General features: G+C 53.5%; 21 protein-coding genes and 2 pseudogenes. All 23 read left to right on the top strand.

Annotated features, from left to right (window positions below; translation table 11 throughout):
• Positions 1-2: 2 nt before the first annotated feature.
• A pseudogene (locus IEV89_RS10415) lies at positions 3-542 on the top strand (IS5 family transposase); the annotation flags it as partial.
• A gap of 5 nt (positions 543-547) precedes the next feature.
• Positions 548-718, top strand: coding sequence for a hypothetical protein (locus IEV89_RS10410; protein ID WP_188473213.1), 171 nt, complete (start codon positions 548-550; stop codon positions 716-718).
• A gap of 554 nt (positions 719-1,272) precedes the next feature.
• Positions 1,273-2,232 (top strand): AraC family transcriptional regulator, encoded by a 960-nt coding sequence (locus IEV89_RS10405; protein WP_229746441.1) that lies wholly within the window; start codon positions 1,273-1,275, stop codon positions 2,230-2,232.
• A 439-nt stretch (positions 2,233-2,671) separates the two neighbouring features.
• Positions 2,672-3,573 (top strand): annotated as a pseudogene (locus IEV89_RS10400) (ParA family protein).
• Positions 3,546-4,916: an SPI-7-type island replicative DNA helicase gene (gene dnaB-PI / locus IEV89_RS10395; RefSeq protein ID WP_188473209.1), complete on the top strand. Its 1,371-nt coding sequence runs from the start codon at positions 3,546-3,548 to the stop codon at positions 4,914-4,916. Before IEV89_RS10400 ends, dnaB-PI begins: the two are co-directional and overlap by 28 nt.
• The gene (locus tag IEV89_RS10390) at positions 4,913-6,649 is read left to right on the top strand and encodes a ParB family protein (protein ID WP_188473207.1); all 1,737 of its coding nucleotides are present in this window, start codon (positions 4,913-4,915) and stop codon (positions 6,647-6,649) included. The genes dnaB-PI and IEV89_RS10390 overlap by 4 nt, the downstream gene beginning before the upstream one ends.
• Positions 6,639-6,890, top strand: a complete 252-nt coding sequence (locus IEV89_RS10385) for a TraR/DksA C4-type zinc finger protein (protein ID WP_188473205.1) — start codon at positions 6,639-6,641, stop codon at positions 6,888-6,890. The genes IEV89_RS10390 and IEV89_RS10385 overlap by 11 nt, the downstream gene beginning before the upstream one ends.
• The gene (locus IEV89_RS10380) at positions 6,874-7,632 is read left to right on the top strand and encodes a DUF2786 domain-containing protein (RefSeq protein WP_188473203.1); all 759 of its coding nucleotides are present in this window, start codon (positions 6,874-6,876) and stop codon (positions 7,630-7,632) included. The genes IEV89_RS10385 and IEV89_RS10380 overlap by 17 nt, the downstream gene beginning before the upstream one ends.
• A gap of 84 nt (positions 7,633-7,716) precedes the next feature.
• Entirely contained in the window at positions 7,717-8,298 is a 582-nt protein-coding gene (locus IEV89_RS10375) for a DUF2857 domain-containing protein (RefSeq protein ID WP_188473201.1), read from the top strand.
• The gene (locus IEV89_RS10370) at positions 8,295-8,528 is read left to right on the top strand and encodes a ParE family toxin-like protein (protein ID WP_188473199.1); all 234 of its coding nucleotides are present in this window, start codon (positions 8,295-8,297) and stop codon (positions 8,526-8,528) included. The genes IEV89_RS10375 and IEV89_RS10370 overlap by 4 nt, the downstream gene beginning before the upstream one ends.
• Positions 8,529-8,629: 101 nt before the next feature.
• Entirely contained in the window at positions 8,630-9,889 is a 1,260-nt protein-coding gene (locus tag IEV89_RS10365) for an STY4528 family pathogenicity island replication protein (protein ID WP_188473197.1), read from the top strand.
• 232 nt (positions 9,890-10,121) lie between these two features.
• The gene (locus IEV89_RS10360; RefSeq protein WP_188473195.1) at positions 10,122-10,862 is read left to right on the top strand and encodes a PFL_4669 family integrating conjugative element protein; all 741 of its coding nucleotides are present in this window, start codon (positions 10,122-10,124) and stop codon (positions 10,860-10,862) included.
• Positions 10,863-10,872: 10 nt separating this feature from the next.
• Positions 10,873-12,885: a DNA topoisomerase III gene (locus tag IEV89_RS10355; RefSeq protein WP_188473193.1), complete on the top strand. Its 2,013-nt coding sequence runs from the start codon at positions 10,873-10,875 to the stop codon at positions 12,883-12,885.
• Positions 12,886-13,510: 625 nt separating this feature from the next.
• Complete coding sequence (locus IEV89_RS10350) at positions 13,511-14,011, top strand: STY4534 family ICE replication protein (protein ID WP_188473191.1); 501 nt, start codon at positions 13,511-13,513, stop codon at positions 14,009-14,011.
• A 75-nt stretch (positions 14,012-14,086) separates the two neighbouring features.
• Positions 14,087-14,626: a single-stranded DNA-binding protein gene (locus tag IEV89_RS10345; RefSeq protein ID WP_188473189.1), complete on the top strand. Its 540-nt coding sequence runs from the start codon at positions 14,087-14,089 to the stop codon at positions 14,624-14,626.
• Between the two features lie 109 nt (positions 14,627-14,735).
• Positions 14,736-15,167, top strand: a complete 432-nt coding sequence (locus IEV89_RS10340) for a DUF29 domain-containing protein (RefSeq protein ID WP_188473188.1) — start codon at positions 14,736-14,738, stop codon at positions 15,165-15,167.
• A gap of 233 nt (positions 15,168-15,400) precedes the next feature.
• Positions 15,401-16,654, top strand: coding sequence for a PFGI-1 class ICE element type IV pilus protein PilL2 (gene pilL2, locus IEV89_RS10335; protein WP_188473186.1), 1,254 nt, complete (start codon positions 15,401-15,403; stop codon positions 16,652-16,654).
• Positions 16,654-17,091, top strand: a complete 438-nt coding sequence (pilM, locus tag IEV89_RS10330) for a type IV pilus biogenesis protein PilM (protein WP_188473184.1) — start codon at positions 16,654-16,656, stop codon at positions 17,089-17,091. Before pilL2 ends, pilM begins: the two co-directional genes overlap by 1 nt.
• An 11-nt stretch (positions 17,092-17,102) precedes the next feature.
• Positions 17,103-18,785 (top strand): PilN family type IVB pilus formation outer membrane protein, encoded by a 1,683-nt coding sequence (pilN, locus tag IEV89_RS10325; protein WP_188473182.1) that lies wholly within the window; start codon positions 17,103-17,105, stop codon positions 18,783-18,785.
• Between the two features lie 2 nt (positions 18,786-18,787).
• A complete protein-coding gene (pilO2, locus tag IEV89_RS10320; RefSeq protein WP_229746440.1) occupies positions 18,788-20,077 on the top strand; it encodes a type 4b pilus protein PilO2 in 1,290 nt (429 codons plus the stop codon).
• Positions 20,064-20,585 carry a type IV pilus biogenesis protein PilP gene (pilP, locus tag IEV89_RS10315; protein WP_188473180.1) on the top strand — a complete coding sequence of 174 codons (522 nt, stop codon included), beginning with the start codon at positions 20,064-20,066 and terminating at the stop codon, positions 20,583-20,585. The genes pilO2 and pilP overlap by 14 nt, the downstream gene beginning before the upstream one ends.
• 13 nt (positions 20,586-20,598) lie before the next feature.
• The gene (locus IEV89_RS10310) at positions 20,599-22,167 is read left to right on the top strand and encodes a GspE/PulE family protein (protein WP_188473178.1); all 1,569 of its coding nucleotides are present in this window, start codon (positions 20,599-20,601) and stop codon (positions 22,165-22,167) included.
• Positions 22,160-23,278 carry a type II secretion system F family protein gene (locus IEV89_RS10305; RefSeq protein ID WP_188473176.1) on the top strand — a complete coding sequence of 373 codons (1,119 nt, stop codon included), beginning with the start codon at positions 22,160-22,162 and terminating at the stop codon, positions 23,276-23,278. Before IEV89_RS10310 ends, IEV89_RS10305 begins: the two co-directional genes overlap by 8 nt.
• Position 23,279: the final 1 nt, after the last annotated feature.

The raw sequence follows: 23,279 nt of genomic DNA, 5'->3' as shown, positions 1-23,279 counted from the left end.
CCGTGGCAAAGCAAAAGTTCAAGATCACTGACTTGGCGGCCTACAACAAGGCTCTCGTCAATCGCTGACACTCTGGCTTGATAAATCGGCCATCCAGGCCTGGTACGACGAGCCCAAAACGTCGTCATGAGAGCATCTTCAATATTAATCTGAACTGGCTATTTCCACCGTACTGATGCTCAAACGCGTCTTACGCTACGTGCCGCTCAGGGATTCATTAATTCCATTTTTACGTTAATGAAGCTTCCACTTCGTTGCCCGGATTATTCTTGCATTAGCAGACGGGCTAAGTCCTTTTGCATCCCTTTTAAAAACCCTACGCGCAGCGAGATTGCCCATCTCGTTATCGATTCCACCAGATTAAAAGTTTTCGGTGAAGGCGAGTGGAAGGTGAAAAAGCACGCTCAGGAAAAGTGCCTCGCCTGGCGAAAACTGCACCTGCCCGTGGACACCGATACCCATGAGGTCATCTGCGCTGATCTGTCACTGAACAACGGGGAGCTGGTCACGATGCTAAGGCATTCCCGGGTATTATCAGACGGTACTTATGACACAAAACGGTACTGCCAGCTTCACTGAACGTCATGATGCAGCTCGAAGAGAAATGGCGCGACAGGCCAAAAAACAAGCTAAATATATTGGAATAGCAGGCCGTTTTTTCATCATCATGACGCCGGGTGATATCAACGGACCTGAACCCGCTCTGCCGGGAAAATGACGATACAGAGGATTGTTGCGGTGGTTGAATTCAAACAGGATTTGCGACAGGAGTTCATACCGACTGACATCGTGAATTCTTGCGATGCTCGTCGATGTCGACGGGTAGCAAACTCCTGTCGACATCGACGATCTACATTAAGGCTGCCAGAAACCGGCCAGATGGACGATTCGTTCCTCTTCATCCCATCGGGCGTAGCTGTTGCCGTTCAGGAGCACCGCTCCGGTCCGGTCAAGCATCGACCAGGTTGCAAGCAACTGGTTGTTCTGAACGATCAGAACTGTCGTATCGAAGTATGCTCCTGAATAGGTGCGCTGGATTCCTCTAGCATGCTTGTCAGGTCTGCGACTCCACGACCGTTCGTGTCCGGTGCTGTGAATGTGACGTCATCGGTAACGCTTGACTTAAGAAGGTGACCGCGCTCTTCCGAAGAGACGTCGCGCCAGGCGTTGGAATACGTTGCCCAAAGCTTTTGAATATTCACTGTCATGATAAACTCCGCTGCGTTATTTTGGTTTAACTAAACTAGGCGCTTGTTGGAGCACAGTCGATAATTGAAAGACCAAAATTGTTTATCAATCGTCCAGAATCAAGGCGATCCCCTTTCAGAATTGATCTGTCTGCTTCGACCGAAAACGACGCTGTGGGCACGCATTGATGCACATGGGCGATGGGGCGTGAGTTTTCGCCAGCGCGACGATCTGTTGTTCTGTTGGGTCGAGAGCGGTGAATGCACGCTTCTGCGGCCCGATGCCGATCCACTCCTACTGCGAGAACATGACTTCGCCTTCGTGCGGACATCCACGCCCTTCACCCTGGCTTCCGATCACCGCGCATCGCCGGTCGACAGCGATGAAATTATCGCGGCAACCGGACTTTTACGCATGAGCCTCGGCGACGGCGACGTCACAGGAAAGCCCACCGTTGTGCGCGGTGGACGGTTCGTCTTCGACATTGCCAACGAGGCTCTCCTGATGGGCATGCTTCCTCAAGTCATAATGTTGAATGCGGGTGAATCACGATCTTCAGGACACCTGAAGGCGCTACTCACAATGAATGAGGAGGAAAGCCGGTCTCAAAGCCTGGGGAGCCAATTCTTCGTCGGGCGCCTGATGGAACTGATATTGCTTGAAGCACTGCGAAGGGTTGCATTCGATATGGATCCACAGCAGACCGGGCTGCTTGCAGGACTGGCCGACCCCCAGGTGGCGCTCGCTATCACCGCAATACACGAGAAACCGTCGTATCCATGGTCCGTGAATACGCTGGCACGTCTCTGCGCCCTTTCGCGATCTGGCTTCGCCCATCGGTTCAGTTCCATCATGGGTATCGGCGTCATCGAGTATCTTCAGCAGTGGAGGATGGCACTTGCGAAGGATGCGCTCCGGTCGAGCACATTCACGATAGGCGAGATTGCCCTACAGGTCGGGTTTCAATCCTCAAGCGCCTTCAGCTCGGCGTTCAGCCGCATCGTCGGTTGTTCCCCCAGGCAGTTTCGTGACGGCGAAACATAACTCGTTTGAGCGCAGAAAGACGTGCAGATTAAGCGCCAGCGCCAAACGGATCGATAAGCACTGAAGGTCAGGTGGGATTTTTTCCGTCGAAGTAGTAGCAGAAAGACTTTAGATGTGAGCCGTGGGTTGATACCCGTAGATACAGATCGTGAGCATCGGTGAGTTTGTAGGGTTTTACCAGGGTTTTTGTCGCGCGGATTTTACTGTCAGTCAGGGCTATGCGAGTGTCACTCCATTCATCGAATACAGTTCGATGGAGAGTGCATCCGCCAGAAAGCAAAAAACCAGCGATTAAGCTGGTTTAATAAAAAATGGTGCCCGGACTCGGAATCGAACCAAGGACACAGGGATTTTCAATCCCATCTCCGAGTTGTTAAGTTATTGTTGTTCAGTAATTAGCGATTTGAAACACACTGAATTAAACTAATCAGGTGTGTAAATGCATGTAATTCCAGTTATTTCTACCAAGGGTGGGGAAGGTAAATCCACACAGGCAGCCAACCTTGCCGGTTTCCTTGCCGATGCAGGTCTAAAAGTCCTTCTTATCGATGGAGACTATGCTCAGCCAACTGCGAGTAGCATTTTCTCTCTTTCCTATGAAGCCCCCAAAGGTTTGTATGAATTGCTCATGCAGACTGCAGATCTAAACCAACCTTCGAGTCTCATATCCCGCAGCGTCATCAGCGGGCTCGACATCATCATTTCAAACGACCCTCACGCTCAGCTTCCGACTGCCATGCTTCACGCTCCGGATGGTCGTTTACGCTTACGTAACGTTCTTCAGCACCCTCTTTTCCAGTCATACGATGTCATCATCGTCGATTCTCAGGGTGCCCGTTCAATCATGTTGGAACTGATTGTTCTGGCAGCAACGCGAACGGCCGTGGGTGTCGTAAAACCCGTACTTCCTGATGTAAGGGAATTCATCCGCGGTACCATCAATATGATGGAAAACTTGCTGCCTTTTTCAGCCCTAGGTCTGAAACTCCCAGAAATACGCATCCTCATTAACTGTATGAAGTACACCCGCCTTGCTCGTGATACTTACCAGCAACTTGAAGAGATCATCAATGATGGCCGGTATAGCGCGCACAGCGAACAAATCAAAGTCTCGCTGCTCAGCACCTTCATTTATGACCTCGAAATTTACGTTGAAGGTCACGCAGCTGGTCAGCCTGCCCATCGCCTGGAAAAGAAAACCGGCCGGGTAAGCGACTCTGCGTTCGCCACGATGTACAACCTTGCAAGCGAACTTTTCCCTGAATGGAAACCGCAGTTCGACCGCATCGCCTTGAAAGAAATGGAGGCGAAACATGGCTGAATCCAACATGGAAGCCTTGAAAGGTCTTGTTTCTGTTGAAGCGGAGCAGGGCGTGCTGGGTGGTTTAATGCTCGATAACGATCGTTGGGATGACGTTGCACTTGTCCTTACCGCAGATGATTTTTTCAGTAGGACGCATCAGACATATTTTCGTGAAATGAAGCGCCTGATTGATGCTGGCAAACCAATTGATCTTATCACCCTGACAGACACGCTTGATCAGCAAAAAACGCTGGAGACAGTGGGAGGGTTTGGTTACGCAGCAACGCTCAGTAAAAACACGCCAAGCGCGGCCAATATTGTCGCGTACAGCGAAATTGTTGCGCGTTATAGCAGGGCGCGACAGCTTGCTGCTTTGGGTAACGATCTGAGTCGGGATGTCGCTGCACCCCGTGCAGATATCCCTTCCATCCTCGAGCAGGCTGAAAAACGGATCATTGATATCGCTGAAAAAGCAGAGCCTGAAAAAGGTACCTCCGTGATCGAAGGGTTAGAGCGACTTATCAGCGATTTGGAAATGCGCAATCAGTCAGGTAACGGGATAACCGGTACACCAACAGGTTATGACGATCTTGATACCCGCACATGCGGGCTTCAGGACAGTGATCTTGTGTTGCTGGCTGCACGCCCATCGATGGGTAAAACGGCGTTGGCAATGGGCATGGTGACGGGCGCTCTTGAGCAACATAAGGAAAGTATCGTTCAGGTTTACAGTCTCGAGCAGCCGACTGAACAGCTTCTTATGCGCATTATTTCATCATTGGGAAATGTGGAACTTCAACGCCTCAAAAGTGGACTGCTGGAGGATGAGGATTGGGCTCGCATAAGTCATGTTGCCGGCCTAATCGCGAATGACTGGCGGGATAGGCTGATCATTGACGATACCAGCTATTTGACGCCGTCGATGCTGCGAATTCGTGCACGTCGCAGCGCGCGTAAGTACGGTAAACCTTCACTGATTATGATCGATTACTTACAACTGATGCGGTGCCCCGATCAGGAGAATCGTACGCAGGAAATCGCCGAAATCTCACGTTCTCTTAAGGCACTTGCGAAAGAAATGAAGTGCCCGGTTTTGGCTCTCTCCCAGCTTAACCGCTCTCTTGAATCTCGTGCAGATAAACGACCAAATAACGGTGATCTGCGTGACTCCGGCGCGCTGGAGCAGGATGCCGACGTCATCATGTTTATTTATCGCGATGAGGTCTATAACCCCGACACAGAAGATAAAGGGCTGGCTGAAGTGATCATCGGAAAGCAGCGGCAGGGACCTATTGGGATGGTTACACTCCGTTTTGACAGCCGCTTTACCCGCTTTGAGTCTCTTCGCGCTCCTGCCTTACAGGGAGGAGCTTACAGATGAGCAAGTTCACCAAAGTTAATCTTTCTGATGCCATGCTTCAGCGTGGTAAATCACCGTCGCAGCTCACTACAGGAGATAACGTTTCACCTGCAGTGCTGCCACTCAGTGAAATGCCGATGGTGCTCACATTAGATCAATTACGTCCAAATCCGGACAATCCGCGCAAGTCGCGTAATCCCCGTTTTGATGACATCAAATCTTCTATCCGCTCGCGCGGGTTGGATTCTATTCCCAAAGTGACGCGCGATCCGGAGGGTGATGATGTGTATATCTTCAGCGATGGCGGGAATACCCGCTATAAAATCCTGTGTGACCTCTGGCAGGAGACGGGGGACGATCGTTTCTATCGGATCCAGACCATCGTTAAGCCCTGGCCCGGACGTCTGCAGTGTGTAATTGGGCATCTTGCTGAAAACGAAGTTCGCGGAGACCTTACATATATCGAAAAGGCTTTTGGTATCCATAACGCTCGGACAATCTGGGAAGAACAACTTGGAAAAAGTGTCACATTGCGTGAGCTCTCCGATTTGCTTAATCAGCAGGGCTATCCGATACATTTCTCAGGGATTAGCCGGATGGAAGATACCCTGACCTATTTATACCCTTCTATGCCGATTCTTCTTGAGTCAGGGCTAAGTCGGTCTCAGGTAACCCCTTTACTTAGTCTGCGTTCGACAGCTGAGAAAACGTGGAAAATATTTGCTCCTGACGTATCGGCTAAACGTGATTTTCATGAGGTTTTCGCCGATACCTGCTGTTTGTTCAATAACCCAGAATTGTACTCCTTTGAGATGTTTCGCGATGAGCTCATTGGCGAGCTTCTCAAAGCATTACCGCACCCATCCCTGAACTATGACCGCTGGCTGATTGAGCTTGACCCGAAAGAGCAGCAGCGGCGCGAGATGTTTGGTGAACCGCCTGCACCGCCCGTAATGAGTCCACTTCAGGATAAGTACCTATCAGTATTACAAGAAAAAGAAGTGAGGCAGCTACCACCGAAGCCTGATGATAAAACGCACTTAACCGGGCTGCGCTCCGGCACGCTGACAGGAACGCAAAACCGACCTGAACCTGCTCCGGATAACAACGCTGAAGTACAGGTTCCAACATTACCCGCCTCTTTGCAGTCTCTTACCGATGGCAGTCAACTGCGTCCTGCGAAACGAACGGAGACACAGCCTGATCTTTATGGTGGGCCAGCGGTTCTCAGCGGTGAGCCGAGTGGTCAGCCAGCATTTAACGATATTAGTTTGTTTTCCGCGTTGTCGGAGTCATCTGATGAGTCTGCTCAGTCGGTGCTTTATGAGTCATCTGTTGCATTTGCCGCAACGGGGCTTGAGCCGGTCACTGATATCTGGCACATCCCGGCATTACAGGATGATATCGAGCACCTGCAGGACATGGCCTACCGCCTGGCCTATGAACTCGCAGAGACTATGGGATGTGCAGAGAGCATTTACGAAGATAAATCTCCGCAGTCAGCGGGTTACAACGCTTCCGAACAAAACAGCAATGAGTTCGTCCTGTTCCTGGCGGGCATAACGGGTAACCTTCCGAAGCAGCCCTTCAATATGTTTATGTTCTGCCTGAATTTTTTCGGCTCACCGGTTATCAGCGACCAGCCCGTTTTTGCCGATCAGCACGTCGTTAAAGTCATGCGTCTGATCCGCGTTTTACGTCGCCTGCGTGAGTTACAGCGTGATGCCGTGAAGGGAGGTTCCGATGACCTTTGATCTCAATGATGAAATGGCACAGGCGGTCACTGAGCAGCAGCTCCGGGCTAGTCTGAGTCTTATTCTTGACGAAGTCCGATCTGATAAACCGTCACATCACTTTTGTGAGGACTGTGGAGCAGCCATTCCGGAAGCGCGCCGTCGGGCGGTTCGTGGCGTCCGTTTTTGTATCGGCTGTCAGGAAGTCCGGGAACATCATCAGCACATTGGTACGGGGAAACGCTATGACAGCCGGAGATAATGAAAAGCTCTTGCGACGTATCCGTAAGCTTATGGCTTTAGGAACCCGCAATAACAACGCTTATGAGGCCGCGCGCGCTGTGCGTCTTGCACAGGTCCTTATGCAGCGACACAACCTTTCGCCGGAGGATGTAGCACTCGGCGACGTCCAGGAAGCGGTCAGTTATCAAATTTATTCCGATGCCATCAGTATCCCGGGGTGGCTGAATGCACTGGCTGCCGTGGTATGTATGGCCACGGGATGCCGTTGCTGGTTTAGCTGGTATCACTCCGCCAGCCGAACAGGGCAGGCTCGCCGCCGGCGTTCACTGCATTTTTATGGACTCAATGAACGTCCTGAGGTGGGGTTGTACGTATTCACGGTCCTGTCCCGCCAGCTCAGGGATGCCACTGATATACACATGCACTCAGCCTACCGGCTTAAACGCCTCAAAGTACAAACAAAGCGAAACCGGGCTGACCAGTTTCGTGAGGGCTGGGTAGTGGGAGTTTGGAACGTTCTTGAGTCGTTTGAACCCTCAGAAAAAGAATCTGCTGTTTTGCGAAACTGGCTGACACAGCGATGCGGAAATCAGGCGCTGTCTGAGCTTAACGTTAGGGAAGCACGTAACTGTCGCGGTGACACAAAAGCCCGCGTATCAGGCTGGATGGCCGGGCGACAAGCCCAGCTGAATCAGGGGCTTAACGGTCAGGCGTCGCAGTTGAAAGCCTTGTCCCTGATCGGAGGAAAAGATGATGAGTAATGCGCTGATTTTCATAGCATGCACTGCCTGCTGGATGATGGATGCTTGGTTACTTGCGGATTTGGGGATGAACGGGGGTTTACTGTGAGCCAAAACTTATCTCAGGCAACGAATGCCATATTGACACATCTCCTTATGGAGCTGAAATCCGGGAATATTCGCCGGTGTGAGTCTTTAGGGATGACGATCGAAGAGGTGCGTCAGTTGAGTCAACTGACCGTCGACGACCTGCATTACCTGATGCAAAGCAGCGTGTCGGTGCTGAATCTGAGCATTAATCACGACAATTTCTGGATCATCGTTCAGCAGTCCAGAACTGAGCAGAAGCGAATGCAGAGGATTGACCGGGCGTTAGCGCTTGGCGGTTCCATCGAGCTGATGCAGACATACTTCGGCCTGAGCGCGGCCGAGGTCAGCGCCCGGCGGCGTCTCAAAGGTATTGATACGGCCCGAGGGCGTACACAGGCGCCGGATGAAGAGGCGGATGCCGGCATCTGGACACAGTGGGACGCATCAGGTCTTAACTCGCCGGACTCTCATGACGCATTGGACGTAATGATGCTTGCCGCCGAGCTCCATAATGTCTCACTGACTGCCGTCTGGACGCGCGTAACCACATGGTGTCGTGAACGTGACCGTAAGGGCAATAAGCGGGGGGCGGTATGACCGAACTAATCGATTTCAACCCGCGTCAACACATTACTCCTGCGGTGCGTCATAAAGCCATGGGTATGGTGAACTCTCTTGAGAGCGGCCAAAAGGTGTGCAAGCGACTGGATGTAAAAGGCTATCTAAAAATTGATATCGGTCCCTTCTGGAGGATGCTTAGCAAAGACGGCGGGCACCGCTGGTTGTTGATGAATCACGAGACCTATAACCGTGAAATCAGGAAATAATGCTGAAGGTTAAGCACAGTTTTACGTTGACACGCACATCCAGAAACGGGGCCTTCATGGCCCCGCAGTGCTGTCGCTGTCATGTATAAAGAGGACGCGAGATGGGATTACCGCCAGACAGCATCGTAGAGTTCACTCTGTCACGAATGCAGAATAACCTCGCCAGTAGAACGGCGGAGAATGATGTCATCAGCGAACGCAGCGGGCTACTTTTCCTGGGCAATGTACATGATGCTTTTCCACGTCAGCTGTTTATGGATACGCGTCTTTCGCCTTTGGATAAAACGGCGTGGGTGATGATCCGTCTTTACGCACAGCAAAACGAGGGGGCGGTCTTTCCAACCTACGACGAATTGCAACTCCAACTTGCCTCCCCACATGCGGAAAAAGCGTCCCGTGAAACTATCAGCAGAGTGCTTCTCATGTTGAGGATAACCGGCTGGCTGAGCCTGTGTAAGCGCGTCCGTGATGTGCGCGGCCGGGTGAGGGGTAACATTTATGCCCAACATGATGAGCCGCTAAGTTGCCGTGATGCAGAAACGTTTGATCCCGGTTGGCTTGACCTCGTAGCATCGAGTTGCCAGCACCGTAATAAGGCGGTTCGCATGACGGCCATGGCCGTGCTTGCCGACATCAAAAATGACCCGACGATGCGTCACCGCCATTCACGTCTGGCCATGATTGACAGTCGTCTCGGTTCGGCATCAACACCGCATGAGATGGCCACTCTACGCCGTGCCTATCAGCCGGGTTCGGTTCCCGAACTCAGTATAAAAAGCGCAGAAAAACGTCATAAAATACCCAGTTCGGAATCCGAACTCAGTGAAGTAATGAGTCAGTATGAGCCGAGTTCGGATCCAGAACTCAGTCTAAAATCAGCGAGTTACGCCGGAGTTCGGAAATCGAACTGTAACGTACGTATTTTCACACAAGGTGTGAATAAAAAAACGTACGTACCGGATGAGAACGGTGGTAAGGGTTTGTCAGTACCGGAACTGCCTGAGTCGCTGACCAGCAAGATATCAACGGAGGATGCGGCAGCGCTGTCTGCTCAGCTGGCTGCCTTGCCTGAGCCGGAGTCTTCTGCGCTTATGGGCATGCTGAAAAAACAACTGCGTAAGGGCCAGTTAACCAACCCTATGGGCTGGATGCTGGCAATGCTCAAACGGGCCCGTGATGGACAACTTGTGATGCCCGACGCTGTCACTTCGTCCCAGCCTGTCGGACAGGCAAACGCCGCCTTATCGCCGATGCCAGCATTTCAAAGGCCTGCACAAAGGGCCTCTGCCGAAAGTGTTTCAAGCGTTATCGCTGACATTCGGAATGCAATGTTGCGGGGCACCGCAGTGGTTAAAAAATAGCCATAAATTTTAGTGGCTCTATAAAACGATTATTCGTTATAGCTGATCGCCTAAAAAATAACCTTGTTGCGGGGCGCAACAAGGTCGGAAAATGTACAGAAACCTATTTCACAACAGGGTTTAGGATGGCGTGGTCTAATATTCAGAAAATGAATGAAGAGTTTTTCGTTGTTGGGAGCTCTGTATTTTCAGGACTATCTAGACCTTCTTAACTGATAAGACGGTGACAACGATGGCTGAAAATACTGAAAAAAGAACGGGTGCATTGCACTCAGAGTTGAAAATTGAACTCCACAGCCACTATGCCATTGGGTTATGGCAGGGCAGGAAAGCAGAGAAAGGGGAAGAGGGGAGTAAAGGCAAGCCTGCCATCATGGGAATGCCGCGCTTTCTCAGTCTGGCATCCAAAATCAATCAGGACTCTCTTAAGAATAACCCATGGGCAGATGCCACTATGTGGTCGATGGAAGAGAAGCTCAATACCGCGAATAAAAAGATGCATTCTCTGATCGAAGGTCTTGAAAAAGACATGCAATGGTTACCGAAAGGGGCAACGTTAAGTGAGGCTTCTGTTTCTGAACCCCTTGATATTCGGGTATTCAGTAATACCCCCCTGGGTTATCGCTGTGTTTTCCTGCTTCTTGGTTTTGATCAGTTTGCCAAGCAAGTCCTTCAGGCCTCGCACTATGGATTAATTTCACGTCAACAACGTTACGACATGTTAAGTGAAGGAAGTCGCCTTCTTCGTGAGATTTATGGGACTGCGATGAGCTATCGCTCAGTAAATGTTTCTAGACAGGACGCAGTCGAAAATAATGCAGTGTGGCAGCAGGCCGTTTTGGATCTCGGTGAACCTGATGTTGACGTGCTGCTGGGGACCCGTCGGTCTGCTTTCTCCCCGCCCGTCTATGAGGCCAGCGTTAATCTCCTGCGTATCCGCTACCGGGCTAATAATAGCGGTACTGCTAAATAAAGGAGGAATAATGCGCCTATTCCTTTGTGAAAAACCCTCTCAGGGGAGGGACATCGCAGCCATCCTCGGTGCCACGAAAAGGGGCACCGGCTTTCTTCAGGGCCCGGGCGTGACGGTCACCTGGGCGGTCGGTCATTTACTCGAAAACGCCTCTCCGGAGGCGTACGGTCCGCAGTTCGCAAAGCCCTGGAATATTAATGCCCTGCCGGTACTGCCGGCACAGTGGCAAATGACAGTGAAGAAAGACACGGAAGATCAGTTTAAGACGATCGCAAAACTATTGAAGCAGGTTGACGAAGTGGTGATTGCCACCGATGCCGATCGCGAAGGCGAAGTTATTGCCCGGGAGTTGCTGGACTTTTGCGGATGGCGGGGACCGGTCAACAGGCTCTGGCTATCGGCGTTGGATGAACAGAGTATCCGCGAGGGGCTCAGTAACATTAAACCCGGTACGGAGACTCAGGCACTGTATTATGCGGGACTTGGGCGCGCCCGTGCTGACTGGCTCACCGGCATGAATCTTACCCGTCTTTATACGTTGAAGGCCCGTGAAAAAGGGTTTGACGGGGTGCTGTCAGTAGGCCGGGTGCAGACACCGACGTTGGCACTGCTTGTGACCCGCGACAGGGTCATTGCCGCTTTTGTTCCGAAACCTTACTGGCAGGTCAGTGCGGTTTTGCATGCGGGTGGTGTGACGTTTGCTGCCCAGTGGGTGCCTGCGAAAATGTACACCGATGAGGAAAAACGCTGTGTCCATCAGGGCATAGCCCAGCAGGTGGTCCAGTTGTGCCGTCAGACGGGGCAGGCTCAAGTTCTTGAGCAGGAGAAAAAGCGTGAGACACAAGCTGCGCCGCTGGCCTTTTCGTTAGGCGCTTTGCAGCAGGCCTGTGGGAAACTGTGGGAAATGTCACCTCAGCAGGTGCTTGATACTGCCCAAAGTTTGTATGAGACCCATAAGGCCACGACCTATCCCCGTACCGACTGCGGTTTTTTGCCGGAGTCGATGCGCGAAGAAATCCCTCAGGTTCTTGCCGCACTGGCTAAAATTGACCCCTCCCTGACGCCTGTAATCGCGACCCTGGATCCCAGTTTTGCTTCACGTATCTGGAATGATAAAAAGCTCACGGCTCACCACGGGATCATTCCGACTAAGCATACCTGCGACCTGGGTAAAATGAATGACGCAGAGAAGAGGGTGTATGAGCTCATTCGCCGCCACTACTTCGCCCAGTTCCTGCCTTTGCACGAGAGCGATGTGACACGCCTGGACCTCAGCATAGGAGGACAGCTTTTTCGCACAACCGGTCGGGTGGTCGTAGTCCCTGGATGGAAAATTTTGTTCAACTCAGTCGCTGATGGGAAAGAGAACGCCGAGGATGATCAGGACAACGCGCTCCCCGCGCTGAACAAAGGGGACGTTTGCACCGTGACGGCTGCTGAGGTGAAGAATCTTAAAACGAAAGCACCGCTGCATTTCACGTTCGATACGCTGATAGCCGCGATGATGAACGCTGCGTCTTACGTGACAGATTTGCAGTTGAAAAAGGTCCTGAAAGAGAATGCGGGCCTGGGAACAGAAGCGACCCGTGCCGGTATCATCGACACTCTGCTAAAGCGGGGATATATCGTCATTAAGGGCCGCTATCTGCGGGCGACGGAGGTGGCGATGGATCTGATAGACGCCTTGCCTGCGCCCTTGAAAGAGCCAGGCATGACAGCGCTGTGGGAGCAGGCGCTTGATGAGGTTGCCGCGGGGAGGATGCGGTTGGAAGACTTTATGGCCCGACAGACGGGCTGGACGCGTCAGCTTGTTGCTCAGGGGCTGGTTCAGAATGTAACGATCCGCGTGCCCCCGACGCCGCTATGTCCCCTTTGTGGCAGTAAAACCCGATTGCGGCGCAGTGAGAAAGGGACTTTCTACAGTTGTGAGAAATATCCGGCCTGCAAAGGTGTGGTCAATGCCCCTGACCAAGGGAAGAAAAAGCCGTCTAAACCTAAGTCCCGTAAATCAAAGCAGAATTAACCGATTGCGGGCGAGGCATGTATTTTGCTATGTTTCTCGTGGCTCTGAAGCCGCACCCCGTGACTGCGGTCTGCCAGAATGCTACATGCATTGCGTTCTGGCCGAACAGTCTGACAGACCGCTCCCACACCTGAGAGTAGAGTCTGTAAGGCACATAACCTCCGTGAAAACCGTGCCGGGTCCTGAACATGCCCCGGAGCTGCTGTTCAAACAGCTTAACCTCAGATCGATGGTGCAGATCACAATGGCGGTACCTTAGGGTGCCGCTGTTTATTTGTGTCTCCCCAATTTCAATTTTTTAGACTCGCTATATTGACTTCTCCTCGCCGCGGTTTAAAACTGAACAGGCCAATCGTTGTCTCTGACAACTGCCAATGTTCCGGTGATTTGAGAGGAACGCCTTCGGGTGATCACATGCCAATGCCATCATGACCTGAGAGATGGCGCTTTCGGGCGGTTACGTTAAATCTGTTAACCTTTGCAAACAGAGACCTTCGGGTTAAGGCCACCTTCACAAATTCAGCCAGTCAGTGACCTCGTTACTGACTTCCCTGCGGGAAACATTCTCCCGCCTGGGATGATTGTTTCTCCGCTACCTGTTTATTTTCACTCCGGAGAGAACATCATGACTGCTACTGCAAATACCCCTGCTTCAAACAACGCTTCACATGCTTCCTCTCAGCCTAAGGCTGAATATTTCAATCTCAACGTTACCGGCATCGGATACCTTAAAAATATCCGCAAAGTGGCTGGCACCACAGGTGAATTCACCTGTGCCGTCATTAATGCCCTTACCGGCCCGACAGACAATGCGTCTTACACCCGTTTTGACGTGACTGTTGCAGGCAAGGAAAGTGTTTCACTCATCAATCGCTGCCAAAAGTCAGTGGATGAAGAGAAACAGGTGTTGATTGGCTTCGTTCTGAGCGGTCTTACCGCTGACGTCTTCACCTTGTCTAAAGGGGATCACGCCGGTGAAAGTCGTCCAAGTTTAAAAGCCCGACTGATAGCGGTCGAGTGGATAAAGATTGGTGGCGAGATCGTCTTCAAATCCGAAAAACCGACTTCTACACCGCCGGGACAGAATGCAGAGCAACTGAAAAGTTACGCTGACAATTCATTCTAACTCGACACGGATACACACCCAGCTGGAACACACCAGCGGGTGTGTTCCTCTCAACTACTTTAAGAGGAATTCAATATGTCCAGTCGCGGCGTAAACAAAGTTATCCTGATCGGTTTTTTAGGGCAGGAACCCGAAGTTCGTTATCTTCCAAATGGTATGGCAGTGACGAACATTTCATTAGCCACGTCCGAATCCTGGCGTGATAAACAATCAGGCGAAGAGAAAGAGCGTACTGAATGGCACCGCGTGGTGTTGTTTGGCAAGCTTGCTGAAATCGCCGGAGAATACCTGCATAAAGGTTCTCAGGTTTACATCGAAGGTCAGCTGCAGACTCGTAAGTGGTCTGACAATGCGGGTGCCGAGCGTTGGACGACTGAAATTGTGGTCAAACAGCAAGGCACTATGCAGATGCTGGGCAGCAGTAATCGCACCAACACCAGTGGAAGTGGTCAGCCTGCAAGTAAACAGCACTCTGCAGCCCCCGCACAGAGCGGGACACCTCAGTCAGCTCCACAGTCTATGGGCAATGAACCGCCGATGGATTTCGACGACGATATTCCGTTCCTCGGTTTCGGGTACGGCGTATGTCGGGGAGCTGTCTACGGTATTTCGTGAGGACTATTAAGCTTTGTGTACATCACTTTTCGCCAGTTTTGACTGGCGTTCGATTCTCTGACAGACTCACTTTACTAAAGGTAAGGTGAGCTGTTAGCGGAGGAACATTATGACTAACCGTTATGATACTGATTTTTATGGTTGGACTCGGGAACAGGCGAATTTGCTGCGTTCCGGCAGCCTGAGTCAGTTAGACGCGCCAAACTTGCTGGAGGAAATCGAGAGCATGGGCAATAGCCAACGAAGCGAGCTGGAGTCACGCCTTGAGGTTTTGTTTCTCCATCTCCTTAAGTGGGCTTTCCAGCCTTCCCACCGTGGCCGCAGCTGGCAACTGACCATTGCAGAACAACGTCGTAAAGTGGCGCGTCGCCTGTCTAAAAGTCCAAGTTTAAAGCGTGAGCTGGATGAGATGACGACAGACGCTTACGGCGATGCCATTTTGTCTGCTGCAAGAGAAACGGGCATGGATGAGAACACGTTCCCGAAATCATGTCCGTGGACGTTTGATCAGGTCATGGACAGTGAGTTTTATCCTGATTAACCCACTCAATATATCTGTATGAAACGCCGGCATGCCCGGCGTTTTTTTATCCTTGTGCTGCCAAAACCCCCTTCCAACACTACCCCTCCGGAAAAGTCCGCATCAAACAATTGCTAGCGTCAGGCAGGTATTGGGTTTTTCTTCAGTTTCCAGAAAGAGTTTAACGTTGTCCCACTTTGCGTCGCCGTCAAAATATCCGTCTCTCATTAGGATGACTCTTACGGTGAACATTGATGGCACAACTGACCCCGCATCCCGGGCGCAATCTGGCATGGCTTACGCTGTCATTGCTGACCGCCGGGTGCACTAATAGCAACACGTCCTCAGACGTACTGCCGCGTATTTCAGCCAATCCCCGCTTCAGCGATATCTACCAGGGCCAGTCGCCCGAGGTGGTGCGCTATGACAAGTACACCCTGGTCAGCACCCGGCCAGCGGATGCGCAGCGTGACCCGTTAAACCAGATGGTCGATATTACAATGCCGGCGCAGTTAGTGCGCTCTGTCGCGGATGGTTTCCGCTACCTGCTGCTGGAGTCTGGTTACTCTCTTTGCCCGGCATCCTCTTCCGTATTTACCGAGTTGCTCAGCAGCCCGTTACCGGCCGTGCAGCGCTCGATAGGTCCCGTTCGTCTGAGCGAGGCGTTGCAGATCCTGGCCGGCCCCGCCTGGCGTTTACGTGTTGATGATGTCAACCGTGAGGTGTGTTTTACGCTTCGCGATGCCTATCGTGATTTCGCACCGCGCGCAGCCACCCCGCCTGTTTCCTCCCGTTTACCGACTACTGCGGCTGCTTTGCCGCGACTGTCGGGTGATCCGTTCACTGCCCCGTCATTTGGAGCCTCAAACAATAATCCGGCCGCATCACTTCTTCCCGTGCCCGCTGCTGGACAGCCCAAACCCGTGTTGAAACCTGAAAGTGCCCCGGTACCCTCTCCGGAGCTGACGACAGTGAGGAAGGGCACCCTGACGAGTAACTCAACCCCTGTTGCCACGAATCCCACGCCTGCTGCGTCATCCGCTACTCAACCAAGGCTGACGGTGCAACCCTCTGCCAAAACGTCAACGTCTTCTATCGCGGCTACTGGCACGACGTCTTTATTGACTACCAATACCTCCCCAGTGCCTAAGGCACTTCCTGTACAAAATCCGCCGACCTCTGCCTCAGGCCCGCTATTTATCCCGGGAACACCGGTAACGGCTGCCCCGTCCGGGCAACTGTGGCGGGCCGAGGTGGGCTCCACGCTAAAAGAGACGCTAACCCGCTGGGCGGGTTCAGCGAAGTGCGACAACGGCGGGAGCTGGGTCGTTATCTGGCCGGTATCGCTCGACTATCGAATCGACGCGCCTCTGACATTCCACGGCAACTTTGAGTCGGTACTGGTTCAGGTTTTTGACTTGTATCGCCAGGCTGACAAACCGCTTTACGCCGCCGCCAGCCGCATGCAGTGCCTGGTATCCGTCAGTGACCAGCCCGGTCGTAACTGATGGGGTACGCCATCGCCGCGCTGGCTATGATTTTTTTGCTGATTGTCGGCAACGTTCAGACCCGGGAGGCCTCCCGCCTTGAACGTCAGGGGATCCAGATGAATGCAGGCCGTCTCGCCTCGGACATGCTCCGGTTGGCCAGCGCGGTGAATGACTGGCGATACACCCGCCAGTTAGCCGAGGGGCCGCTTGCCGTTGGTCAGTTTGGCATTGTTCCGGCCCCTGACAGTCACATTCAGGCGGCAATTCATGGAGGGAGACTCTGGGTTTGGTCTGCGGATCGCCCGGGCCTGGTCGATTCCCTGAACAGCCAGTCAGTCGGTTCAGCCCTGGTGTGCATGGTATCAGGCGGACGGCTGAAAATGTCTGACGGCACCGATATGAATTTGTCCCTTCCCGCCGGCGTGGCAGAAGGCAATGTCGTTTATCTCAACTGAAGGAATCGAGGATGCAGAAGTTTCCCCTGTCCCGACCCGTTCTCCACGCCGCGATGATTGCCGCGTTGGTGATGCTGGCGGGATGCACAGAATTTAATCGCATGGATCGTAAAGCGCTGGAGGACGGCAATGCCGCCCAGCGTATCGTTAAAAGCCGTACATCTATCACTCAGGATGCCGTCACCTGGACAGACAAGCCGTGGGTGAATCTCCGACCGGTGATCCCTGTTGTGGCATCGCCGGAGGATAAATCTCTCCCCAACTGCCAGATAACGATTAACCGCCCGGAAGGGATGACCCTGCCCGAGATTGGTCAGCGCATTACGGCTATGTGCGGACTGAGCGTCACTATCACGCCTGATGCACTGCAAACGCTGGTCTCAACCGGTGGCGGGAGTATCACTACTCAGCAGTTGACGGGCAAACTGCCTGCACCTGATGACAATGGCAGGGTTCCTCTGTCCAATATTGGTGGACAAGCACAGCAGGCCGCTTCCGTCTCTTTGACAGACCCGGTACTCACCGGCCTGAAATGGCAAGGTGACCTGCGTGGATTGCTCGATATTGCCTCCAGTCGCCTTGGCCTGTCCTGGCGTAATGACCATGGCAACATCGTTTTTTACCAGATGGATACACGTACGTTCCAACTGGTGATCCTCAACACCAAAATTGACAGCTCTGCCAGCATCAATTCCGGTGCTGGCAATCAGCTGGGCTCGGGGGGAGGAACAGGCTCAGGTATGACGGGGGACGTCAATTCCGCTCAAAAGACTGGATATGACCTCAGCAGTAACCTTTATGAAGATATCCGTAATACCGTTGAAAAAATGCTGACGCCAGCAAAAGGGCGCTACTGGCTTTCTTCGGCCAGCGGCACGCTGACAGTGACCGATACCCCGGAAGTGCTCGATCGCGTGAGCCGCTATGTTGAATACCAGAACACTGTATTGAATCGCCAGGTTCAACTGAATATCGAAATCCTCAGTTACACGCATTCCCGCACTGAGAATAACGGCATTGATACCGGGCTTATCGCGAAGTCTCTTCATAATTTCGGCGCAACCGTCAGCGGCAGTTTTACCGGCGCTTCCTCATCAGCCAGCAGCCTGGGTCTGGCTATTCTTGATACCGCCAATGGCGGCGCGGCACGTTTTTCTGGTTCACAACTGCTTATCAAAGCGTTGTCAGAGCAGGGTAACGTCAGCGTGGTGACCAGTCAGGCCAGGGCAACGACTAACCTGACCCCGGTGCCGTATCAGCTCTCAAACCAGCAGGGGATCCTGTCGAGCTCAAGCTCGACGGCTACCGCGAACGTGGGTGTCACCTCGACGATGACCACCACGACGCTGACCACCGGTCTCTTCATGACCATGCTGCCGTATATCCAGGAAAACGGCGATGTGCAGCTGCAGTTTGCTTTCAGTTATACCAGTCCTCCGAAGATCCAGTCTTTTATCAGTAAAGACGGCAATACGCGAAATGACGTGCCGAACACTTCGACAGAAGCGATGACGCAAAAAGTCAACATGCGCAGTGGGCAGACGCTCGTACTGACAGGGTCTGACCAGGTCACCACATCGGCGGACAGGCAGGGTACCTTTACGCCGGGTAACTGGCTATTGGGTGGTGGACAGGATGGGAAGTCGTCACGCACCACGCTCGTCATTCTTATTACGCCCGTGCTGCTGAGGTAACGATGAGAAAACATAAAGAGATGCGTCCTTCAGCGGCTACGCAGCCCGTTCTTATTCAGGGCCGCAGCGGTTGGCTGGCAGGATTACGTTGGGTGGATGAAAAGGGTGCCGGGATTGGATTTGGACGCAATAACCGCGGCGACACCCATCGGATCCAAACAGGCAGAAAACCCAACAGAATGGTCGGCTTTGCCCGACCTGCCCGGGTCAGACGCGGCGTTGGCCTCTTTTCGCTGGCCGCTGCTTTTTTAATACGCGAAGGGGGCAACAGCTACGGCATCTATCGTCTTGATGAAGGCGCTGACAGCTGGGTGTTTTTTGCCACGGTTGGGGGGCGACTCTCCGTCATGGGAGACGTAGTCGGGACATTGAAGGAGGTCAACGCCGCCCAGGAACGTTTCATTGAGTTCAATGACCCGGTTGATGTGCAGCGCGGCTGGCAATGTACGACAACGCCTGAAGCCCCTCAATCCTGGCAAAGCCTGAGCGGTTCATTAACCCGCCAGCTGCGTCGTCGCGTTCAGCTGCGCCAGATACCCTCTTTGCCAAAATTAGGCGCGCTGGTATTGGTGGTGATGGGTGTCTGTGCCGCGCTCTATTACTGGCGGGATGATGCGACCTTGCGGGCCAGGCAGGCGGCTGCGCTGGCTGAGTATAAGGCGCACGCCCTGACGGCGACGAAGCCCAGCGTCCCGACAAAGGCTGCGCATCCGTGGGCCTCGTTGTTGCCGTCCTCTGTTTTTCTGAGTCAGTGCTGGTTTACCCGTGAGCCACTGCCTGTTTCTGTGGTGGGATGGCGGCTTACCGCCGGCGAATGTACCCAGACGGGGTTGCGCTTGCGGTATGTGGCGATGCCCGGTACCACGGTGGAGGATTTTGCCCGCCGGGCTAAACAGATTTTTGGGCAGAGCGCGGAGTTCAACCTGAAAGAGGGCGGACAGAACGGGGATGTCAATGTGCCCTATGCTGCCAGCACTCAGCCCGTGAGAGATGAGGACGTACCCGACGGCAACGCACAACTGATGCGTTTTGTTTCTCATCTGCAGCGGCGCGACATCCACGTCCAGTTTACCGAGATAAAACCGCCGGAAGTCATCCCCGGTGCAGCCAATCTTCCTCCCCCTCAGGACTGGCGTGAGTTTACCTTTGCGGTCAATGCCCGTCTGGCGCCGGAGTGGATGCTGGCCGGCTGCGATGATACCGGGCTTCGTCTCTTCAGTATTGCCTTTACGCTCAGCCCACAGGGGCAGTTTGACTACACCGTTAAGGGGAGTCTCTATGCACAACGTTAAGCCCGCCTCCCGACTCTGGCTGCTGGGCATTTTTGCTGTCTTTAGCCTACCGTGCCTGGCGGCAGAAAGCGCGGTCTCTGCCAATACGGGGAATGTCACGATTGGCCAGCTCGAGGCCATTCAGTCCCGCAACTTCCTGCTGGAACAGCAGGTGCAAACCGCCAGACTCACGCGGCAGCTGCGTGAGAGCGAAAGTGAAATTCAGATGAGTCAGGCAAGCCCTGTGGCCAATGCCCCCGCGCCGCTGCCTTTCATCCCTTCAGGCTCCCCGACTGCGGGGGCGGAGCAGCAAGCTACCCGAGCACCGTCAGAGAAGAGTGTCATGGCGCCTGTCCGCCTTCAGGAGATTTATGGAAAGGGCGCGCAGCTGCGTGCCCGCATTGTTCTGCCTCAGGGTGGGGTGACCGAGATTTCTCCGGGCGATCAGTTGCCGGGAAGCAAGCTGACGGTCAAATCGGTCACCCTGAATGCAGTGAAACTGAGTGACGGGACAGAACTGTCTTTCTGATTAAGGAAACGCCATGCAACCGGACAGTGAAATTATGGATTTTGTGCTGGCTGAGGAGGTTCCCGACAGTCATGGGGCCGTCAGGCTGGTCATTGACACCAACCGCCGAACGGATCCTCGGGTTCAGCGTTGGGTCATGGATAGGGTCAAAGCCTATCCGTTGGCCACAAAAGAGTTTGTGTCACTCAGTGAGCTCAAGGCCCGGCGCGATAAGCGGTTAAATACTGGGAGCCTAGTGCTCATTCCTCGCCAGCAGATGCAAGATCTCAGTGCAACTCAGCAACAAGCTCTGACCTATATGGCGGCCTCGGGGCAGCTGTTGTCCTCGGATATTCATCTGACACTGAGCAAAAATGAAAACATTACCGTCATTGAGATGCGCATACACGGTGAGCTTGAAGTCATTAATGAGCTGACCTATGACGAAGGTTTGTCTCTGGTATCTACGATTTACCGCTCCATGTGCGACTTGCTTTCGACTGACTTCCTTGAGCAGATTGCGCAAAAGGGCAGGGTGGCATCGGAGTATGCCCGCCGCGCAGGGGTGTTCGGGGCGCGTTATCAGCACATGCCGACGCCGGACGGGCTGTACGTTGTGCTGCGTATTATTCCGGACGACAGCGATAAAGTGCCTACCCTTGAGCAGCTTGGCTTCCTGCCAGAGCAACAGGCATTGATTGAAAAAATCCTGAGAATACCGGAAGGCATGGTGACGCTGACAGGGCCAACGGGGTCCGGGAAAAGTACAACGCTACGCACCTTTAGCCGACTCTGGCTTGACCGTACGGGGGGTAAAAAACGCCTGCTGACCATCGAATATCCCGTTGAGGGTCGCATTGCCGGGGCTATTCAAACCTCAGTGACGCCCATTAGCAGTGCCCGGGAACACGTGGTGGAGGCCTGGGAAGACTCCAACGCTGCCGCACTTCGCTCAGATCCGGACGGTATCGTGATCGGTGAAATGCAGGAGCGCAATTCCGTCATGGCGGCTATCCACGCCGTCGAGTCTGGCCATGTCGTTTTCGATACGCTGCACGCACCCAGCGCGGCCGGTGCTATTGCGCGTATTGGTTCGATGGGTGTCAATATTCAGCTCATTGCCGATCCGCAAATTATGGTTGGGCTGCTTAGTCAGCGGCTGGTTCAGACTCTGTGTCCGCATTGCCGCGTGCCTTGGTCTGAGAAGGCCCCCACGCTTGCGGGGCATATCAGGGAAAGACTGGAGAAATACTGCAATGAACCCGACGTTTGCGCACCGGAGCAGCTTTGGTTTCGTCACCCCGACGGCTGCGAGCATTGTCAGAAAAAGGTCGAGCTTACCGGTCGAATTGTCAGCCGCGGTGTGACCGGCCGTACCGTACTGGCCGAAGTGATCCGACCCGACGCCCGTTTTATGAGCCTGTTACTGTCTCACGGAACCTCCTTCGCGCGGCAATACTGGTTGCAGCATTTAGGCGGGATCAGCCGGCGCACACATCTTCTGAGACGCCTGGCCGAAGGGCTTGTGGACCCGCTTGACGGCGATCTGGTGTGTCCTCTCGATGAAGATGAGCTGCTCGCCTGCGAGGTGCCTCATGTCTGAGTATTCCACAGTAACCTACCGCGCACAGGAGATGAACCTGTTAGAACGCGTTCGTTACGAGCTCGTGCGCAGGACCTTCACCGGGAGATACCGTCAACCCTTTTACGAGACGCTGCGTTTTCTGCTGGAAAACAAGAAATCATTCAAAGAGGCGCTGTCGATGATCGGGGAGGTGCATACCGATTTTGGCCGCCGCTGGCATCCTTATATTGAACTGGTGGAAGATTGCCTTGAAGCGCTTGCCGATAACAGTGCTGGCCATTCCCTGCCTGACGTGCTCGCTACCTGGGTTCCCCGGGAAGAGGCCGCGCTCATCAGCGCCGGCATCCGCAGCGGCAGCGTACCGCGTTCACTTGAGCAAGCCGACAAGTTGATTATCGCCCGGCGGCGGATTATGGCACAGGTACTGATGGCCTCCGTCTATCCGGTTTTACTGCTCTCCCTGGGCACCGGCCTGCTGACAGTCAATAACCGGCTGCTTATCCCGACACTCAGTAAACTGTCACCTCCTGAGTCCTGGACAGGCTCCCTCGGATTCATGAACCAGGTATCGGTGTTTACCACGGCTTATGGCAGTGTTGCTGCGCTTGGGAGCGTTGCGTTAGTGGGCCTGGTGTTCTGGTCACTGCCGCGCTGGCGTGGCCGGTTACGTCGTATTGCCGACCTGCTGATGCCGTGGTCAATTTACAAGGATCTGCAGGGCGCCGTTTTTCTCATGAACGTCTCTGCGCTGCTTGAGGCCGGCGTCCCGCATCTTGATGCCGTCAGAATATTGCATGATTTTGGCTCCCCCTGGTTACGGGAGCGGCTCAATGCTGTGATGGACGGTATCAGTATGGGCAACAGCCTTGGCAGGTCGCTTCGCGATTGCGGATACCAGTTTCCAAGCCTGGAAGCGGCCAACTACCTGTCAATTTTAGGGCAGGGCGACGGCGCGTCCACGCTCATCAGTCACTACGCAGACCGTTGGCTTGAGCAGGTGCTGGCGTTAGTTGGCCGGCGCGCCAATGTCGCAAAACTTTTCTCTCTGTTTCTGATAATCAGTTTCTTCTTACTCATGTTGGGCATGGTGATGCAAATTCAGGACATGACCCACACTTCTCCTCATTAAA

This window comes from Hafnia psychrotolerans (assembly GCF_014639435.1).
GTDB classification, from domain to species: Bacteria; Pseudomonadota; Gammaproteobacteria; order Enterobacterales; family Enterobacteriaceae; genus Ewingella; species Ewingella psychrotolerans.
The sequence above is the reverse complement of the archived record's forward strand: the minus strand, read 5'-3'. Positions and strand labels throughout refer to the sequence as shown.

Bases quoted from the DNA above. Each gene is read 5' to 3' on its own strand.
- IEV89_RS10410 (WP_188473213.1), top strand. From the start codon at position 548: ATGACACAAAACGGTACTGCCAGCTTCACTGAACGTCATGATGCAGCT.
- dnaB-PI (WP_188473209.1), top strand. From the start codon at position 3,546: ATGGCTGAATCCAACATGGAAGCCTTGAAAGGTCTTGTTTCTGTTGAA.
- IEV89_RS10390 (WP_188473207.1), top strand. From the start codon at position 4,913: ATGAGCAAGTTCACCAAAGTTAATCTTTCTGATGCCATGCTTCAGCGT.
- IEV89_RS10385 (WP_188473205.1), top strand. From the start codon at position 6,639: ATGACCTTTGATCTCAATGATGAAATGGCACAGGCGGTCACTGAGCAG.
- IEV89_RS10380 (WP_188473203.1), top strand. From the start codon at position 6,874: ATGACAGCCGGAGATAATGAAAAGCTCTTGCGACGTATCCGTAAGCTT.
- IEV89_RS10370 (WP_188473199.1), top strand. From the start codon at position 8,295: ATGACCGAACTAATCGATTTCAACCCGCGTCAACACATTACTCCTGCG.
- IEV89_RS10365 (WP_188473197.1), top strand. From the start codon at position 8,630: ATGGGATTACCGCCAGACAGCATCGTAGAGTTCACTCTGTCACGAATG.
- IEV89_RS10360 (WP_188473195.1), top strand. From the start codon at position 10,122: ATGGCTGAAAATACTGAAAAAAGAACGGGTGCATTGCACTCAGAGTTG.
- IEV89_RS10355 (WP_188473193.1), top strand. From the start codon at position 10,873: ATGCGCCTATTCCTTTGTGAAAAACCCTCTCAGGGGAGGGACATCGCA.
- IEV89_RS10350 (WP_188473191.1), top strand. From the start codon at position 13,511: ATGACTGCTACTGCAAATACCCCTGCTTCAAACAACGCTTCACATGCT.
- IEV89_RS10345 (WP_188473189.1), top strand. From the start codon at position 14,087: ATGTCCAGTCGCGGCGTAAACAAAGTTATCCTGATCGGTTTTTTAGGG.
- IEV89_RS10340 (WP_188473188.1), top strand. From the start codon at position 14,736: ATGACTAACCGTTATGATACTGATTTTTATGGTTGGACTCGGGAACAG.
- pilL2 (WP_188473186.1), top strand. From the start codon at position 15,401: ATGGCACAACTGACCCCGCATCCCGGGCGCAATCTGGCATGGCTTACG.
- pilM (WP_188473184.1), top strand. From the start codon at position 16,654: ATGGGGTACGCCATCGCCGCGCTGGCTATGATTTTTTTGCTGATTGTC.
- pilN (WP_188473182.1), top strand. From the start codon at position 17,103: ATGCAGAAGTTTCCCCTGTCCCGACCCGTTCTCCACGCCGCGATGATT.
- pilO2 (WP_229746440.1), top strand. From the start codon at position 18,788: ATGAGAAAACATAAAGAGATGCGTCCTTCAGCGGCTACGCAGCCCGTT.
- pilP (WP_188473180.1), top strand. From the start codon at position 20,064: ATGCACAACGTTAAGCCCGCCTCCCGACTCTGGCTGCTGGGCATTTTT.
- IEV89_RS10310 (WP_188473178.1), top strand. From the start codon at position 20,599: ATGCAACCGGACAGTGAAATTATGGATTTTGTGCTGGCTGAGGAGGTT.
- IEV89_RS10305 (WP_188473176.1), top strand. From the start codon at position 22,160: ATGTCTGAGTATTCCACAGTAACCTACCGCGCACAGGAGATGAACCTG.